Here is an 18,318-nt window from a genome sequence, read left to right as displayed (position 1 = left end):
TAAGTTCTAACCAAAAAAGCGCAACAAGTATACTTGATTGCGCTTTTTTATTATATTAAAATTACTAAAACCTATAGATTTACAGCGATTGTTTTTGTTTGAAAACTAGTATTATCCTTACTCTTTATTCTATCTAATAAAAGCTTGGCACATGTTACACCTATTTCCTTAGCGTTTTGGTTAATTACAATAAGGGAAGCGTCATACTTCGATTGCATATCATTACAAAAACCTGCAATAGAAATTGCATTATCTTCTTTTTGTAATTTGTTCGTTAATAAAATAGCGTGCAAAACACTTTTTTCATTTAAACCAAAAACACCATCAATACTTGGGTCTTCTTTTAATAATTCTCCAAGTTTTTGTTTTAATCCTTTAGATCTTTCATCTGTAATAATCGTACATTTCACATCCTCAATATGTTTATTCATTGCCGCTTCAAACCCTTTTCTTCTTAGATTTAAGTGATGTAGATTATTTGTTTTAGCCGTGATAACTATATGTTTACATTTTCTATTTGTTATAAGAAACTCGGTAGCATCAAAAGCTGCTTGAAAATCATCGGTAATTACTTTATCACATTCCAATTCATCACAAATCCTATCAAACATTACAATTGGAGTACCGTTATCTATTAAGGTTTTAATGTGTTGGTGTTCATTTTTCTGTTCCGCTTCTTTAGATATGCAAATAATTAACCCATCCACAAAGCCACTAGACATTACTGAAATATTTTTTGTTTCCTTCTCAATTAAATCATTAGAAATGGAGGTAATTAATTTATACCCGTTATCATCTAAATACGTTTCTACGCCGACTAGCACTTTTGCATAAAACGGATTTAAAATATTTGGAATTATTAAACCGATGGTACTAGTGGTACCTTTTCTAAAATTGGAAGCAAAGCTATTTGGCGTATAATTATTTGCTTTAGCATATTCTAAAACCCTTTTCTTTGTTGCAGCACCAATTTCTGAACTATCGGAAAGCGCCTTAGAAACTGTAGATACAGAAATCTCTAATGCTTGAGCAATAGAAGCTAAAGTTGTTCTTTTTGATGACATATAACTAGAATTTGATTATTTATACTATTTTGCAAAAATACTTCTTTTATTCCTTTCTATAACATAATGCAGTATTTTCGAAAAAACGAATAACATACTTAAGCTATAAACATTCACTATCAGAAACGTCCGTAATGACCATTTAGCCCTTATTAAATCCCATATAAACAAAGACATAAAACAAAATATAATCCGAAAGAAACTAGACCCTTTTGGGTCAGATAAAGTTGAAGTCAAATTTCCGAAAACAACAAAAGTAGCTCTTAATATCTTTTAAAATCAAAACTAAAACAGTCCATTAATCTATCACTTTGTAAAAAAAAACACATAGAACGCATGGCTTTTGAGCTCCTATTTTGTAGATGTATCGACTTAAAAACCACATTAATTTATCAAATTCCTGCAAGCATAAAAAAGTGGATTACATTTTATAAGGAGTAATCCACTTTTAAGTTATTTCAAAAGTTCTTCGGAAGAATAAATATTTGCTATTAAACCACCATCATTATTTTGACACCTCAGTATTCCCGTTACATATTAACAGGTACTTATTTAATTAAATGCGGTTTAAAAGCCCCTGTTTTTTGACAACAAATTTGCTCCATAACTTGCAACAATTCTCGTTTCATTAAAGATATCGTATGATCTCCTCCTTTTTTACCCAAAGCACCAACGCCATACATAAAACTTCTTCCCATAAAAGTAAATTCTGCGCCACTTGCCATTGCTCTAGCGATATCTGGACCACCTCGTAAACCTGAATCTACCATGATTTTTGTTTGACTCCCAAATTTTTCAGCTAAATTAGTCATTGGTACTATCGAAGATTGTCCAGCGTCTAATTGACGACCTCCATGATTCGATACAATGATACCATCGACACCTAAATTTATAGCTCTTTGAGCATCTTCTTCACTAACCACACCTTTAATAACTAATTTACCTTTCCACTGATCACGAATGGAAGCAATTCTATCTTCATTCAATCGCCCTGAAAAAGTGGCATCCATAAATTCTCCTAACTTTTTTAAATTAAGCCCTTTAGGCATATATTTTTCTAAAGTCTTAAAACTTGGTTGCCCATGAATTAAAGTCTGTAAAGCCCAGTCTGGCTTTTTCATTACTTCAATAATATTTTTAACACTCATACTTGGAGGCATTGCCAATCCATTACGAACATCTCTAGGTCTGTATCCAAAAGTTGGTACATCTGCCAAAATAACTAATACATCTGTACCAGCAGCAGCAGCTCTATCTAACAAATCTTTTTTTACTTTTTCTTCAGCTGGATGATATAATTGAAACCAAGATTTACCTTCTGTAATTTCTGCCACTCGTTCTATACTGGAAGTAGTAACCGTACTTAAAATAAATGGAACATTATGTTTTTTTTGCAGATTTAGCTAAAATTTCTGGTGAATTTGGCCACATCAATCCTTGTAAACCTACAGGAGCAATTCCAAAAGGCGCATCATATGTATGTCCAAATAACTCTGTTTTCATTTCTGATTTCTCAAACTTAGACAGGTATTGAGGCATTAGTTCAATTTTCTGTAAATCCGTTCGATTTTTATCTAAATTGATATCTTCATTACATCCTCCATCTAAGTACTCGAATGCAAACTTTGGCATTTTCACCATAGCTCTTTTACGTAAATCGTCTACAGATGGATATTTTGGGTTAATTGTTAATTCCATAATTTTTTTTTACAACGGATAAATGTCCTGTATTAAAAGGCACTATTCTATTTTTTTTGCAACAAGAAGCACTGGTTGATATTTCCACATTAGGTTTACCCATTCGTGTATTCTATCCATTACCACTTTTTTCATTTCCTCATGGAAATCGGTATCCTATTCCCTCATTAACTCAACCTGTTATATGCCATTTCGGCGGCAGAATTAAGCGAAATCCCTTTCTCTTCTTTCAATTTAGTTGTTAAGACTTGCCACTCCTGAAACACTCCTTTTCTTCCTGCCTTAAAACCTAATGGCTTGGGTGACTATGCGAGTATTGGAGATATGGAAGTACCAACTAGAAATGTTGAAGGGCTTTGGGAAACTTGTGATACAAACAACGATTCTTGGTCTTATGCTTGGTATGATAACAACTTTAAAAGTCCTAAAAAAATTCTAGGTCGTGTTATAGAAACCGTGGCTAGAGGTGGTACGTATTTATTTAATGTAGGTCCAGATAGTAATGGAGCAATTCCAAACATTGGAATAGAGTTTTTACAAGAATCTGGTCGTTGGATCCAAAAATATCCGCAAGTAATTTATGATGCAGGTAGTTCCCCTTGGGGTTATGCATTACCTTGGGGAGATATTACAACAAACAATAATTCTCTTTATTTGTCTGTAAGCGAATGGCCAACGGATGGTAAATTATACGTACCAGGTTTAAAATCAAAGGTGAAAAAAATATCGCTTTTAGATGGCTCACAAAGTAGTCCACTTAAATTTTCTAAAGACAACGATTGGTTAGTTATCGATGTGCCTTATAAAGCTCCAGAAGAATTAATTTCTGTTATTCAGGTTGCATTGGAAGATGCAGAACCTATTGTAGAAACGCATTTGGGCATTTATCCAAATGTACCTACTAGATTATTAACCGAATTTGGAAAAGCGGAAGGCGCAGTACAAGAAAACGTGCGTTGGATGGAAAAATTTGGGGAATGGAAACATGCTAACCAAGTAAGTAATTGGGAAAAAGACGGTACAGTGACTTGGGAAGTTAATGTGCAAGAACCTGGCTATTATTATTTAGATTTAGAATATAAAGGGGAAGGACGTTTAGTATGGAAAACGACTACAGATGAAGGTGTTAAAATTCAAAACCAGCAAGCGGCAACCGATAAATACGCGTATCGCAGAATGGGAATTTTAGAATTTAAAACGGCTGGTAATCACATCATCAAAACGTCATTAGTTGAAGGCGATTCAAAAACATCAAGTCTAAAGTCTATTAAAATCTTACCAATAAAGTAACCATATGCAGTCCCCTACTCTACATAAAAGTCTATTTTTAATTGGTTTGTTTTTAGTTCAAACAGCCTTTTCTCAAAGTGATACCCATTTTCCAGAATTTAGTTGGGACAAGGTTCCTGTAGCTTTTCACTTCGGAAAAAAAGGGGATCTCTTAACCAAATCGGAAGCAAAATTTATAGCGTCTCATTCTAACTTTACGGTATTAGAAAAGGCGCATGGTTTTCCTAAATATAAACATTCTGAAGAATCGATTGCTGCCGATGCGAAAGTATTAAAGCATCTAAATCCAGATATGAAAGTGGTATTCTATTGGAATGCGTTTTTAGATTACAGTATGTATAAAGCGCATGAAGACTATCAAACAAAATCAGATTGGTGGCTTAAAACAAAAACAGGCGAATTAGATTTAAAAAATGAAAAAATAAAGCGCTATGATTTATCTAATCCAGAAGTTAGAGATTGGTGGTCAGAGGTAGCTAAAGACAATTTAAATAATAAAAACATCGATGGTGTTTTCTTTGATGGCTTAGTGCAAGTAACTAATCCAGGAAATAAACAATTATGGGGAGCTGAAAAATTTGATGCCATTCAGCAAGGCTTAAAAGATTTAATTCAAGAAACCAGAGCTAAAATTGGAGAGGAAAAATTGATCGTTTATAACGGAATACGCTCCACACCAATTAGGAATAGCGGAAATGATTTTCCAGATTATACAGATGCCATCATGATTGAACATTTTGGATATTTTAATAGCAAAACGAAAGAAAGTATGCTTAAGGATATCCAAGAAATGGAAAAAGCAGGTAAAAGTGGTAAAATTGTAGTGTTTAAGACATGGCCAGAGAATGCATGGGTAGACAAAAAATTTATGGCTAAATCTGAAAAAGAAAAAGAGAAACTTTCTAAAGAACATCTAACTTTTGCATTAGCCTCTTTTTTAGCTGGAGCACAAAAACATTCTTATATTAGTTACAATTGGGGGTATCGCTTACATATGGGATCCCTTTTATGGTATCCAGAATTTGACCAACCTTTAGGGAAACCTTTAGACGATATGCAGGTAAATGAATGGATTTTAACCCGAAATTACGAGCATGCTAGTATTTGGGTCGATTTAGAAAATAAGAAAGCAACCATTGACTGGAAAAAACAAAGCTAAAACCATGAAAATAAGCGCCTACTTTTATATTTTAATATTGGTGTGCTTAACCGCTTGTCAACAACAAACAAAATCAGCAAAACCAACCGAGAAAAAGGATAGACCCAACATCATCCTATTTTATGCTGACGATATGGGTTATGGCGATTTAGCTATTCAAAATCCACAATCCAAAATACCAACTCCAAATTTAGATCAACTAGCCAAAGAAGGTCTTTTAATGACCGATGCCCATAGTTCTTCTGGCGTTTGTACGCCAAGTAGATATGCGCTTTTATCGGGTAGATATCATTGGAGAGATTTTAATGACATTGTACATGCAATGGGTGCATCTGTTTTTAAAGAAAATCAGGTGACTTTACCTAAAATTCTTCAAGAAAACGGTTATCATACAGCAGCTATAGGAAAATGGCATTTAGGTTGGAACTGGGAAGCTATTCGAAAAAAAGATTTCACGCAAAAAGTAAAAGCGAAACACGGAAAGAAGGACGTCGAAATTTGGCCAGCGCAAGCTTATGATTGGAATAAAAGGATTCCTAACGGACCTTTATCTATTGGTTTTGATTCCTATTTTGGTGATGGTACTATTAATTTCCCACCATATACTTGGATAGAAAATGATAAAGTTAAAGAAGCACCAACAGAGACTTTACAACATCCAAAAGAAGATTTCGCATTAGAGGGCAATTGGGAATTACGACCAGGACCAGCAGTTAAGGATTGGGATTTTTATAATGTTTTACCAACGGTTACAAGTTCTGCTGTCACTTTTATAAAAAATCAAGAAAAAGCAGAAAAGCCGTTCTTCTTATATATGGCTTTCCCTTCTCCGCATGCACCAATAATTCCGAATGAAGAATTTAGAGGAAAAAGTAATGCAGGTCCTTATGGCGATTGGGTGTATCAAACCGATGATGCTGTTGGACAAATTTTAAATGCCCTAAAAGCTATTAATGCTGATGAAAATACCATTGTAATTTTCACATCAGATAATGGCTCTGAGCATTATGCCTATAATCGTATTAAAAATTACGATCACGATAGTTCGCATCCATTTAGAGGTGTAAAAAGAGATGTTTATGAAGGTGGACATCATGTGCCCTTTATCGTAAAATGGCCAAACAACATTAAACCAGGAACGAAAAGCACACAATTATTTAGTCAGATAGATATTCTAAATACCTTAGCGTCTATTACAAATAGTCAGTTACCAAAAGGTTTTCATCATGATAGTTATAATTTTTCTGAGTTGTGGTTAACTGAAAATAATAAGGCTGTTAGAGAAAATATTATTCATAATACCTATACATCCAAATACGCCGTTAGAAAAGGCGATTGGTTGTACATTAATAATAAAGATGGTTATCACGCTAGAATACCAAAATGGTTTAAAGAAGGGCAACGTTTTGAAACCGATAAGGATACCATACAACTTTTCAACCTTAAAGATGATATTGGGCAAAAGACTAATTTAGCTAGTCAATTTCCTAAAAAAGTCAATGAGTTGGCAACAGTATTAAGTAAGGAACAGAAAAAAGAAACGTTTGAAAATTAATATGGAAATGAGAATAAGTCTATTAAAACATATCGCACTTTTAGGGATTGCAATTATGTTGTTTTCTTGCAATAACGCTAAAAAAGAAGTTATAGTAGCGCAAGAAGATACTAGGCCAAACATCATTTTTATTTTCGCAGATGATTGGGGTTATGGAGATTTAGGAGTGTATGGAAATACAGAAGTGGTCACTCCTAACCTAGATAAAATGGCTTCTGAAGGAACACGATTTACACAGTTTCATGTCACAAGTGGTGTGTGTTCTCCAAGCAGATCTTCGGTGTTAACAGGTCACTATCCAGCAAGACATCAAGTTCATGGGCATTTTGCAGGAAATGAAGTGAACGCAAAACGTAACATGCCCAATTATTTAAATGATTCTTTACCTGCTTATCTACCGCAAACTATGCAAAAAGCGGGTTATAAAACCGCACATTTTGGTAAATGGCATTTAGGAGGTGGTGGCAAACCTCATGGAGATCCTTCAGCACCAGAACCTAAAGTATATGGTTATGACGAAACCAGAGTTTGGAACGGAAATGGACCAACTTGGAAAGGAGATCAAAAATGGCCAACCACGCGATTTATGGATACCGATACGCTTTGGGTACAAAGTTCGAGTCGAATTGCTGTAGATGAAACGATCGATTTTATAAAACGAAATAAAGGCCAAAAACCCATGTTTGTGAACCTTTGGTTAAAAGATCCACATACACCTTTGTGGCCTTCCGAAGAACAACGCAAATCTTTTAAAGATTTATCACCTAGTAAAGAAACGTATTATGCGGTTTTAAAAGATGCCGATTTTCATATTGGAAGATTATTAGAATCCATATCCGAAATGGGATTAGATGACAACACATTAATTATTTTTTCAAGTGATAACGGTCCTGCAGGATGGGGACCTTCTAAGGAAGCTGGTTCTACAGCAGGTTTAAAAGGAAGAAAAGTGGATATTTATGAAGGAGGCGTGGTCGTGCCTTTTATTGTAAAATGGAAAAATCACGTTCAAGAAAATAAAGTAGATTCTACAAGTATACTTTCTACAGTAGATTTATTACCAACTTTTGCAAGCTTAGCTCAAACCGAATTGCCAAAAAATTATAATATTGATGGCGAAAATATAAGTTCTATTTTAGAAAATAATAGCTTTACACGAACAAAACCTTTATTTTGGGAATGGCGTTTTCCAAAAGTAAAAACAGATCATTGGGCACAAGGAGCTGTTAGAAAAGGCGATTGGAAACTTTTATTTAATGAAGACATTAATAAAGAAGAACTCTACAATATTACCAAAGACCCATTTGAAAAAACGAATATAGCAGACACTAATAAGCAACGAGTAAGTGAACTTAAAGGTCTGTGGAAAGATTGGAAAAAAGAATTACCTAAATAGATTAGTATCAATAAATAACATTAAAATGAATAAAAAAATAGTAGTATTAATGGCACTTATGGGATTTACATTTTCATGTACCTCTCAATCAACAAAAACAGTTACGACCGAAAAAACAAAGCAGCCTAATGTTATTGTTATCATTACAGATGACCAAGGTTATGGCGATTTAGGTGCGCATGGTAACACCTTAGTAAAAACTCCTGCTTTGGATAAATTTCATGATGAATCTGTTCGTTTAACAGACTTTCATGTTGGTCCAACTTGTGCGCCTTCAAGGTCCGGTTTAATGACTGGACGTTATGCAAATAGAGTTGGTGTTTGGCACACGATTGGTGGTGTTTCTATTTTAAGAGAAGATGAAGTTACTATGGCAGATGTGTTTCAAGAAAATGGCTACGAAACCGCAATATTCGGGAAATGGCATTTAGGAGACACCTACCCTTCTAGACCGCAAGACAAAGGCTTTAAATACACCATTACACATGGTGGTGGTGGCGTTGGTCAGACACCAGATTATTGGGATAATGATTATTTTGATGACACTTATTTTAAAAATGGGGTACCTACAAAGTTTGAAGGGTATTGTACAGATGTTTGGTTTGATGAAGCTATAAAATATATTGAAGACAAGAAAGATGAACCATTCTTCACCTATATTTCTCTGAATGCACCTCACCTACCCTATAATGTGCCAGAAGCCTATTATAACAAATACAAAGATTTAGACATTCCAGAGTTTCAAAAAATATTTTATGGAATGATTACCAATGTCGATGACAACTTTGCGAAGCTTCAAAAGAAATTGGAAGATTTAAAAATTGCAGATAATACGATTGTTATTTTTATGACGGATAATGGAACAGCTTCTGGGTACAAAACAGTAGGAGGTAAATTATATGGTTTCAATGCAGGAATGAAAGGCACTAAAAATAGTGAATATGAAGGTGGACATCGCGTGCCATTTTTTATATCCTATCCTGGAAAAAATATTAACGGCGGTAAAGATGTGACTGATTTAACAGCACATTTAGATATTTTACCAACCTTAGCCACCTTATGTAATTTAGAATTACCTGAAGGACAAAAAGCAATGGATGGTTCCGATATTTCTTCACTGATTTTAGGAACAAAAGAAACCATTGGTAGAGACTATCTTATCACCGATTCGCAACGTGTTCAAAGTCCAATAAAATGGAGAAAAAGTGCGGTGATGTCAGACAAAATGAGATTGGTTAATGGTACCGAATTGTACGATGTTTCTAAAGATCCAGGTCAAGAAAATGATCTAGCAGCGCAGTTTCCTGAAAAAGTAGAACAAATGCGAGGCTATTATAATGCATGGTGGAGTTCTGTTTCTACAGAATTTAATCAGTTTCCTATCATTGTTTTAGGTTCCGATAATCAAAATCCTATAGAATTAACTTGTCATGATACACATGTTCACGATTCAAAAATTCCGTGGAATCAGAATTATATTAGAGAAGCACAAAAGAATCCAATAGGTGGTGAATTTACAGTAGCATTTGAGCAGTCTGGAACGTATACTATTGAATTAAGCAGATGGCCATTCGAATCTGACCTAGCCATTAATGCTGCAGTAGCAGGAAAAGAAGGAACTATTTCTACCGAAGCTATTGCTGAAGGTAGAACAATGAACTTCAAATCTGGTGGTGTGAAAATTGGTGCTTGGGAACAAACTATGGATGTAACAAAAGATGCTAAAGCATTAACCTTTAAAGGTAATTTCACTAAAGGAGAAACAGATTTGAGTGCTTGGTTTACAACGGATGAAGATGTGGATTGGGGTGCTTTTTATATGAGAGTTACAAGAGTATCCAAAGAATTCTCTTTGATAGACTAACCGTTTTAGAGATGGTGATACCTATTATGTATTACCAATATTTTTATAATATAAAAAAAAGGGAAAGTCAACTTTCCCTTTTTTTAGTTATATATACAAAAGCTTTATTATTCTTCAGTCGCTAACATATTTGGTGTAGCAACCGTTCTAAAGCCCATATGATCGGATCCAGAATCTTCAGAAACACCCATTTTTGCTGAAATTCTAAAACTAGCACAGTAAGAAGCATGGCATAAAAAAGACCCACCTTTCATTACGTGTTCTACTTGATATGGATTATCAGGATTAAAATGCGCATCCGCTCCTTTAGGGTTTACAATAGTTTTAGAAGTATCTAATTCACGATAATATTTTACACTGAAAAAATCACTGGTAATTTCCCATACATTTCCAGCCATATCATATAAACCAATACTATTTGGAGGATACGATTTTACCGGAGAAATAAATTCGAATCCGTCTTTAGAATCATTTTTAGTAGGGAATACACCTTGCCAAGTATTTGCATTAGCATCTAAACGGGTAGGATCATTTCCCCAAGTAAAAATGGCATTGGCATTAGTCCCTTGCGCAGCAGATTCCCACTCTGCTTCAGTAGGTAATCGTCTGTTGGCCCATTTGCAATACGCTAAAGCATCTTGGTACGCCACATGAACTACAGGATAATCATCTTTCCCTTCAATAGTAGATGCTGGCCCATCCGGATGTCTCCAGTCAGCTCCCGTTTCCCATGCCCACCATTGCCCATAGTTTTCCATATTTACCACAGCATTTACATCTTTATTAAAAATTAAACTCCCTGGTTGTAGAATAGAATCGTGCGGCTTTGGTGTATTCGGAGGTAATTCTTTTTTCATTTCTTCCCAATCTATCTCGCGTTCTGCAATGGTAATATAATCTGTAGCCGCAACAAATGCTTTAAATTGCTTGTTGGTAACTTCCGTAATATCCATATAAAAACCATCTACAGTTACCATATGCGCTGGTTTTTCTCTTGGCATGGCATAATTGTCAGATTCTTTTGCTCCTTGTAAAAAGGTTTTTGTTTGCACCCAAACCATTCCTTCAGGTGCTTCGATTTTTGAAATTGGCTTAAATTCAGCTTCGGGTTCAGATAATTTTTTATCCTCTCCCTTTTTACAGCTATACACTGTGGAGAAAAGAAATAAAATTAGAAAAAAATAAGTGAACTGCTTTGTTATGCTTTGATGATACATATTGTTTTTTTATAAATATAATTATTCAGAATTGTGATTTTAAGGAAATAACGTGATAATGGAATTGCTATCCAACAAATCACCTACTATTTCAGTTGTAAATAAACTAATTTAGAGTCATACTATTGCAAGTATTTGGTCAAAATATCCAATATTAAAAATATTAGCGTAAAATTAAATAAGCGCTATAAATCTGCTTTGCTTCATTCAACCAAAGAAATACTCATTTCTTGTAAAATCTTATAAAACAAAAAGCCAACTCGTTAAAGTTAGCTTTTCTATTATGTACAGGCGGAGAGACTCACTTCGTCTGCGCTCCCCATAAACTTCTCGTCTCCATACTTTCAAAAATCTTATAAAACAAAAAAGCCAACTCGTTAAAGTCAGCTTTTTTACTCTGTACAGGCGGAGAGACTCGAACTCTCACACCTCGCGGCACTAGATCCTAAGTCTAGCGTGTCTACCAATTCCACCACGCCTGCAACTTATTCCGATAATTTCGGATTGCAAATATAAACAATACTTTTAATATTCATAACATCTAAATAAAGAAAATTATACCTCTTTTTTGTACTTTTACAAAAACCGTAAATTTATTATGAAAGACATTAAAAAATATATCGATCAGCACAAGGATAGATTCTTAAACGAATTGATCGAACTACTTAAAATTCCGTCTATTAGCGCAGATTCCGCATACAAGAAAGACGTTTTAAAAACAGCAGACGAAATTAAGTCCAGTCTTGAAAAAGCAGGCTGTGAAAACGTAGAAATTTGTCAAACTAAAGGATATCCTATCGTATATGGCGATAAAATTATAGATAAAAACTTGCCAACAGTGCTCGTTTATGGTCATTATGACGTGCAACCACCAGATCCTATTAACTTATGGGATTCTCCTCCATTCGAACCTGTAATCAAGAAAACAGAACTACATCCAGAAGGTGCTATTTTTGCTCGTGGTGCTTGTGATGACAAAGGACAAATGTACATGCATGTGAAAGCCATGGAGCTTATGACGCAAACCAACCAATTGCCTTGTAACGTGAAATTCATGATAGAAGGAGAAGAAGAAGTTGGTAGTGCAAGTCTTGCCGATTTTGTAAAAGAAAACCATGAAAAACTAAGTAACGATGTTATCTTAATTTCCGATACTGGAATGATTGCCAAAGACACACCTTCTATAACCACAGGGTTACGTGGTTTAAGTTACGTAGAAGTAGAAGTTACTGGTCCGAATAGAGATTTACATTCTGGTCTTTATGGTGGAGCAGTTGCAAACCCAATCAACGTATTAACCAAAATGATTGCTTCGTTACATGATGAAAACAATCATATTACCATTCCTGGTTTTTATGATAATGTAGAAGAACTTAGTACCGAAGAAAGAGCAGAAATGGCGAAAGCACCTTTCTCTTTAGACAACTATAAAAAAGCATTAGATATTGATGCCGTTTATGGGGAAGCAGGATATTCTACCAACGAAAGAAACTCAATAAGACCAACTTTAGATGTCAACGGTATTTGGGGTGGTTATACAGGTGAAGGTGCAAAAACGGTAATTGCAAGTCAGGCATTTGCTAAAATTTCGATGCGTTTAGTACCAAATCAAGACTGGGAAGAAATCACCCAACTCTTTAAAAAACACTTTGAAAGTATTGCTCCTAAAGGGGTGACTGTGAAAGTGACGCCGCATCATGGCGGACAAGGTTATGTAACACCAATCGATAGTATTGGTTATAAAGCGGCAAGTAAAGCCTATACAGAAACCTTTGGAAAAACGCCAATTCCACAACGTAGCGGAGGAAGTATTCCTATTGTTTCACTTTTTGAAAAAGAACTAAAAAGTAAAACTATTTTAATGGGATTTGGTTTAGACAGCGATGCCATTCACTCGCCAAATGAGCATTTCGGCGTATGGAATTACCTAAAAGGTATTGAAACGATTCCTTATTTCTACCACTATTTTACAGCATTAAATAAATAGTATTTGGGTGTTACCTCCTTCTGCTTTTTTAATAAGCATAAGGAGGTCGCACTTTTCATTATATCTTTTCTGCGAAGCAGTCCCAAACTTGTTTTGGGATCTTACACATAAATTTATTAATACTAAAATGTTTAAATTTCAAGAATAAGAGCTTCACAAAAAAGGATGCCATTGCAATTGCTAACACAGCAACAAACATACTATTATATGAAGAATAGTCACTTTAAACATCTATTAGAACTTACATTAGCAACTTGCTTTATAAGTACTTCTGGTGTTTTAGGTAAATATATAGACATGCCTACCGAAGTGCTTGTTTGGTGGCGAAGTGCATTAGCGTTTATAATCCTTTTTACGTATTGCAGGTATAAAAAAATAGACCTAAAATTGCATTCTAAAAAAGACAGGCTTCCTTTTATTCTAAGCGCCTTTTTTATGGGAGCACATTGGATTTCCTATTTCTATGCGCTCAAATTATCCAATGTAGCTTTAGGCATGCTTTCCTTGTATACTTTTCCTGTTATAATTGCTCTTTTAGAACCTTTATTTATTAAAATAAAATTCGATCCAATACATATACTATTAGGAATACTGGTGCTTTTGGGTATTTATATTCTTGCCCCAGATTTTAATCTAGAAAACTCAAATGTAAAAGGAGTCTTTTTAGGTCTTCTTTCTGCTGTTTTTTATGCTTTACGAATTCTAATATTAAAACAACATGTAGCTAAATATGATGGCACTACATTAATGGTGTATCAATTATTAATACTCACGGTATTATTGGCGCCAGTATTATTTTTCAAAGACACTAGTACCATAAAAACAGAATATCCTTATGTCATTATGCTAGCCTTCATAACCACAGCAATTGGACATACCCTATTTATTAAAAAGCTAAAATATTTTAGTGTGAGTACCGCAAGTATTATTAGTAGTACGCAACCAATTTTCGGAATTCTTTTGGCCTATATTTTCCTAACCGAAATACCTACATTTAACACCTACATCGGTGGTTCTTTAATACTAGCGACTGTTATTATAGAAAGTGTACGTTCTAAAAACAAAAAGAACGATTAGTTTTTTACTATTTTAGTAATACTATATTTATTATTAGAACGTGCTTTAATGAAATAAACACCATTGCTCAAAGCACTTACATCTAATACTATTTTACTTTCAGAAGAAGTTTTATTTAATATAATTTTTCCTGTAATATCATACAACTCCATAGTTACATCCTCTAAAACAGAAACCCTTTCCATAACTAGATTTGTGTGCACTGGATTAGGATATAACGTAATTTCATCTGCATCAAACACTTCTAATCCAAGCGCATCAAACACAAAACAAGTACTCTTTTCTTCACAGGATCCAAAAGTTATTTCCACCGCATAATTCCCATTTATTAAAGGAGTAAAACTTTGATTTGTTTCTCCAGTCACATTTGCATTAGTATCACAATTGACCCATTGGTAAGTAGCTGCATTTTGATTAGAAATTAACGTATTTCCTGTTTGAGTTACTGTATTATCTACATTTACAAGACCAGCTTTGGTTACCATATATCCCATAATCAACTTAGAAAGCTCATGATAATACGGAAAATTTAAAGTATTATATTTATCATCCGAACTATGATAAAAAGGGGTTTGGTCATTGGTTTCCCAAGATTCTCCTACCAACACTGCAGAGAATCCCTGATTCCAAAATCTAGAATGATCACTAGCTGTAGTTCCTGGGTTTACTACATTAACGTCTAATGTGAATCCGTAATCCGGGTTATTTAAAATAGAAATAAGATCATCTTTCATAGCTAAAGAATTGCCAATATCTCTAACATCGATATCAAAATTATTGTCATTATTTCCATCATAACCCATCATATCAATATTTAAAACACCCAAAATATTGTCATTGTTAGCAGCAGCTAAATTTGCATAATGAGAAGCGCCAACCAAGCCAATCTCTTCCTCATCCCAAAGCGCATATACAATGGTATTATCTAAACATTGCGCTGATAATATTCTAGCAATTTCTAAAACCGTTGCTGTACCAGATGCATTATCATCTGCGCAATAACGAGCAACAGAATCATAATGTGCACAAATAATATATATGTTATCCGGATTTGTTTTTCCTAATTGTGTAGCTATAATATTTCTTCTTCCTGCTTCCCCATTAATTAATTGGTTAGCCACAGAAAGATTCTCCAACCGATCTAATCTTTCATATAAATAATCTGCAGCCAAATCATTATTAGAATGCACTCTACTAGTTATTGTTACCGCATCCCCATTAATAATTGTTGCTTGTTCTCCCGCAAACTCTCTTAAAGTAAGTTGCAAAGAATCTAAATCCATTTGGTTTATTACTTCTGTAATAGTTTGACCATTGACAAAAGAACTCATTAATAGAGAACATAAAATAAAGTATACCTTTTTCATAAAATAAAATGCACTAATTTTTAGAGTAAAGGTAATGCAATTAAAAATATTCCAACTCTACACTTGTAGAATTGAATTTTATTCTCTACATTTGTAGAGAACAATCTAAACATGTAGAGATGCAATTATCAAAAACAGAAGAAGATCTAATGAATCACCTCTGGAAATTAGAAAAAGCTTTTATGAAAGATTTACTAGAAGCGTATCCAGAACCTAAACCTGCAAATACTACGGTTGCAACACTTTTAAAGCGTATGACTGGTAAAGGGTTTATTAATTATACACTTTATGGTAATTCCCGCGAATATTTTCCGCTAGTCAAGAAAAAAGACTACTTCTCTAAACATGTAAACGGACTAATAAAAAACTTTTTTAACGATAGCAGTTCGCAATTCGCTTCCTTTTTCACCAAAGAAACCAACCTTTCTAAAAAAGAATTAGAGGATTTAAGAGCTATTATAGATCAAGAAATAGAAAACAAACCACAGTAGTTTTATCGTTAAAAATAGAATCAACACATTAAATAATTATGGAAATAGCGCTTTTAAAATCTAGTCTCTGTCTATTGGCATTTATCGCTTTTTATAAAGTGTTTTTAGAGCAAACCAGCAACCATCATTTTAAACGCATGTATTTAATAGGAGTTGTTTTGGTTTCCGTAGGAATTCCTTTTATCACTTTTATAGAATATATAGAACCACAAAATATTGTAAATAATTTTACGGGATTCCCTCCTTTTCAGGAAATACAAAATCCGGATTTAATAGAATCTACTAGTTATATACCAATCATATTATGGTGTATTTACGGAATTGGTGTATTGCTATTCTCCATCCGATTTATATACAGTCTCACCGGAATTTTAATAAAAATAAAGCGCAATCCAAAACAGAAAACTTCGCGTTTTATAAGTGTATTATTAAAAGATTTGGTAATACCGCACACTTTTTTCAACTACATATTTTTAAACAAAATCAAATTTGAAAATAATGAAATCCCAAAAGAAGTTTTACTTCATGAGCAAACACATGCACTACAAAAACACAGTGCAGACATACTTTTTATAGAGGTGCTCCAAATTATATTTTGGTTTCATCCATTAGTATATTTATTAAAAAAAGACATCAAACTAAACCATGAATTTCTAGCAGACCAAGCTGTTATAAATCAAGGAATAGAAAGTACAACGTATCAAAAAACCTTGCTATCGTTCTCATCAAACCAGCAAGAATTAACCTTAGAACACGCAATCAATTATTCATCCATCAAAAAACGATTTACAGTTATGAAAACACAAACATCCAAACAGACCTTTTGGCTTCGTAGTTTATTACTACTGCCATTATTAGCTATCTTAATTTTTAGTTTTAGTACTACAAAGCAAGTAGAAAAAGAGGCCGACACAAATGATCAAATATCTTTTGAGGTAATACATAATTCCGAAGACTTAGAATTATTTATCACCAAAGACCTGAATATTTTTGTAAATAATAAACCTACAACTTTAGAAAATTTACAAAACACGCTTAAAGAATTTCATCCTAAACTCACTTTTGAAGACAAACAAAAAACAGTTGTAGTTACCATTAAATTGGAAGATAATTTGGAAATGGGATTTTTAACAGATGTAAAAGAAAAGCTTAGAAGAGCTGGATATTCGAAGATAAATATTACTTCAACTAATACTGCAAGTGAAAAACAACAAACAATACCAACTATAAACAAAATTCCGTGTGATGGTTGCACTGTAAATCTATCTAAAGAAGGAATAGAAAACCTGATTCTGGGCACAACTACCAATCAAGAAATAAAGAGTTTCCTATTTAAAATTGCTGGAAAACCAACAGTAAAAATAACAGGAAACAGCTTAAATAAAAGCGCAAAAATTCAATTAAAGGATTTAGAAAAAGGAACAATGGTTCAGTTATTTAGTATTAAAACGACAACTGAAAGTTTCCAACCCATACTAATCCATTTACTAGCTAAAGGGGACAAAAATTATTCTAATTCTCCAAAAGTTAAAAAAGGAGAAATTAGCGATATTCCGCCACCACCAAATCCTCCTAAAGTAAAAAAAGGAGAAGCTTCTCTTATTCCGCCACCGCCACCGCCAGTTCCAAGTAATGCAACTCCAGAACAAAAAGCGAAATATGAAAAGATTCATGAGGAATATAATAAGAAGTACACCATAGAAAATGGAGGAGTAAGAGAGCAAATACCACCTCCGCCTCCACCACCAAAATCACCTATCGATCACGTTATAGAAATGGCAAAAGAAAATGCTGATTTTTATTATGAAGGAAAGAAAATAACCTCCGATGAAGCCATTGAAATAGTGAAAAATGATGACGACTTAAGTATTTCTACACAAACTAAAAATGTAGAAAGACCAATGGTAAATATTACTACACAACCTGTAATCACCGATGATAACGGAAAAGTAATTACTAAAGTAGAAACAATACAAGAAGTTAAATCGAATACACAGAAAAACAGAAATGGCTATGTAGTCATAAATGGCACCTCTTATTTCTACACGGTTAAAAACAAAAAAATCACCTATTTCAATAGATATGGAAAAAAAGTAAATGAAAAAGGAGTGCTTTTAAACTAGAGGTATCCATTTTAATATGCAGACCCTTCA

The 18,318-nt window shown here is 33.8% G+C and carries 12 protein-coding genes, 1 tRNA gene and 1 pseudogene; 9 read left to right on the top strand and 5 right to left on the bottom strand.

All coding sequences use genetic code 11. From position 1 onward, the window contains the following. Window positions 1-71 precede the first annotated feature (71 nt). Together ACVCZW_RS10560 and ACVCZW_RS10555 are read right to left on the bottom strand one after the other, a co-directional pair. On the bottom strand, window positions 72-1,064 hold the full coding sequence (locus ACVCZW_RS10560; RefSeq protein WP_452232380.1) for a LacI family DNA-binding transcriptional regulator: 993 nt from the start codon (window positions 1,062-1,064) through the stop codon (window positions 72-74). Window positions 1,065-1,612: 548 nt separating this feature from the next. Next, window positions 1,613-2,762, bottom strand: a pseudogene (locus ACVCZW_RS10555) (alpha-hydroxy acid oxidase). Window positions 2,763-3,059: 297 nt separating this feature from the next. Here ACVCZW_RS10555 and ACVCZW_RS10550 point away from each other — a divergent pair. The 5 genes from ACVCZW_RS10550 to ACVCZW_RS10530 are packed head-to-tail and all read left to right on the top strand — an operon-like array spanning window position 3,060 to window position 10,026. Beyond that, window positions 3,060-4,052 (top strand): alpha-L-fucosidase, encoded by a 993-nt coding sequence (locus ACVCZW_RS10550; protein WP_452229666.1) that lies wholly within the window; start codon window positions 3,060-3,062, stop codon window positions 4,050-4,052. 4 nt (window positions 4,053-4,056) lie between these two features. Beyond that, a complete protein-coding gene (locus ACVCZW_RS10545) occupies window positions 4,057-5,211 on the top strand; it encodes a putative glycoside hydrolase (protein ID WP_452229665.1) in 1,155 nt (384 codons plus the stop codon). A 4-nt stretch (window positions 5,212-5,215) separates the two neighbouring features. Continuing rightward, window positions 5,216-6,766, top strand: a complete 1,551-nt coding sequence (locus tag ACVCZW_RS10540; RefSeq protein ID WP_452229664.1) for a sulfatase family protein — start codon at window positions 5,216-5,218, stop codon at window positions 6,764-6,766. 7 nt (window positions 6,767-6,773) lie between these two features. After that, window positions 6,774-8,162, top strand: a complete 1,389-nt coding sequence (locus ACVCZW_RS10535) for a sulfatase family protein (protein ID WP_452232379.1) — start codon at window positions 6,774-6,776, stop codon at window positions 8,160-8,162. Window positions 8,163-8,187: 25 nt separating this feature from the next. Then, window positions 8,188-10,026 carry an arylsulfatase gene (locus ACVCZW_RS10530; protein WP_452229662.1) on the top strand — a complete coding sequence of 613 codons (1,839 nt, stop codon included), beginning with the start codon at window positions 8,188-8,190 and terminating at the stop codon, window positions 10,024-10,026. Between the two features lie 107 nt (window positions 10,027-10,133). Here the strand turns inward: ACVCZW_RS10530 and ACVCZW_RS10525 are convergent, their stop codons facing one another. Both ACVCZW_RS10525 and ACVCZW_RS10520 read right to left on the bottom strand, forming a co-directional pair. Next, window positions 10,134-11,243 carry a formylglycine-generating enzyme family protein gene (locus ACVCZW_RS10525; RefSeq protein WP_452229661.1) on the bottom strand — a complete coding sequence of 370 codons (1,110 nt, stop codon included), beginning with the start codon at window positions 11,241-11,243 and terminating at the stop codon, window positions 10,134-10,136. Between the two features lie 400 nt (window positions 11,244-11,643). Beyond that, a tRNA-Leu gene (locus ACVCZW_RS10520) sits at window positions 11,644-11,725 on the bottom strand. A gap of 116 nt (window positions 11,726-11,841) precedes the next feature. On the opposite strand from ACVCZW_RS10520, the gene ACVCZW_RS10515 reads away from it, so the two are divergent. Both ACVCZW_RS10515 and ACVCZW_RS10510 read left to right on the top strand, forming a co-directional pair. Next, a complete protein-coding gene (locus ACVCZW_RS10515) occupies window positions 11,842-13,230 on the top strand; it encodes a dipeptidase (RefSeq protein ID WP_452229660.1) in 1,389 nt (462 codons plus the stop codon). A 207-nt stretch (window positions 13,231-13,437) separates the two neighbouring features. Continuing rightward, window positions 13,438-14,307, top strand: a complete 870-nt coding sequence (locus ACVCZW_RS10510) for a DMT family transporter (RefSeq protein WP_452232378.1) — start codon at window positions 13,438-13,440, stop codon at window positions 14,305-14,307. On the opposite strand, the gene ACVCZW_RS10505 is transcribed toward ACVCZW_RS10510, so the two are convergent. After that, a complete protein-coding gene (locus tag ACVCZW_RS10505; protein WP_452232377.1) occupies window positions 14,304-15,638 on the bottom strand; it encodes a M28 family peptidase in 1,335 nt (444 codons plus the stop codon). The two genes, ACVCZW_RS10510 and ACVCZW_RS10505, sit on opposite strands and share 4 nt — an antisense overlap. A gap of 155 nt (window positions 15,639-15,793) precedes the next feature. Here ACVCZW_RS10505 and ACVCZW_RS10500 point away from each other — a divergent pair, with 155 nt between their 5' ends. Continuing rightward, window positions 15,794-16,165 (top strand): BlaI/MecI/CopY family transcriptional regulator, encoded by a 372-nt coding sequence (locus tag ACVCZW_RS10500; protein ID WP_452232376.1) that lies wholly within the window; start codon window positions 15,794-15,796, stop codon window positions 16,163-16,165. Between the two features lie 38 nt (window positions 16,166-16,203). Next, a complete protein-coding gene (locus ACVCZW_RS10495; RefSeq protein WP_452232375.1) occupies window positions 16,204-18,288 on the top strand; it encodes a M56 family metallopeptidase in 2,085 nt (694 codons plus the stop codon). The last annotated feature ends 30 nt before the right edge of the window (window positions 18,289-18,318 follow it).

Source organism: Lacinutrix sp. MEBiC02595 (assembly GCF_053601555.1).
This window is presented reverse-complemented; position numbering and strand designations above follow the sequence as displayed.

Bases quoted from the DNA above. Each gene is read 5' to 3' on its own strand.
- ACVCZW_RS10560 (WP_452232380.1), bottom strand. From the start codon at position 1,064: ATGTCATCAAAAAGAACAACTTTAGCTTCTATTGCTCAAGCATTAGAG.
- ACVCZW_RS10545 (WP_452229665.1), top strand. From the start codon at position 4,057: ATGCAGTCCCCTACTCTACATAAAAGTCTATTTTTAATTGGTTTGTTT.
- ACVCZW_RS10540 (WP_452229664.1), top strand. From the start codon at position 5,216: ATGAAAATAAGCGCCTACTTTTATATTTTAATATTGGTGTGCTTAACC.
- ACVCZW_RS10535 (WP_452232379.1), top strand. From the start codon at position 6,774: ATGAGAATAAGTCTATTAAAACATATCGCACTTTTAGGGATTGCAATT.
- ACVCZW_RS10530 (WP_452229662.1), top strand. From the start codon at position 8,188: ATGAATAAAAAAATAGTAGTATTAATGGCACTTATGGGATTTACATTT.
- ACVCZW_RS10525 (WP_452229661.1), bottom strand. From the start codon at position 11,243: ATGTATCATCAAAGCATAACAAAGCAGTTCACTTATTTTTTTCTAATT.
- ACVCZW_RS10515 (WP_452229660.1), top strand. From the start codon at position 11,842: ATGAAAGACATTAAAAAATATATCGATCAGCACAAGGATAGATTCTTA.
- ACVCZW_RS10510 (WP_452232378.1), top strand. From the start codon at position 13,438: ATGAAGAATAGTCACTTTAAACATCTATTAGAACTTACATTAGCAACT.
- ACVCZW_RS10505 (WP_452232377.1), bottom strand. From the start codon at position 15,638: ATGAGTTCTTTTGTCAATGGTCAAACTATTACAGAAGTAATAAACCAA.
- ACVCZW_RS10500 (WP_452232376.1), top strand. From the start codon at position 15,794: ATGCAATTATCAAAAACAGAAGAAGATCTAATGAATCACCTCTGGAAA.
- ACVCZW_RS10495 (WP_452232375.1), top strand. From the start codon at position 16,204: ATGGAAATAGCGCTTTTAAAATCTAGTCTCTGTCTATTGGCATTTATC.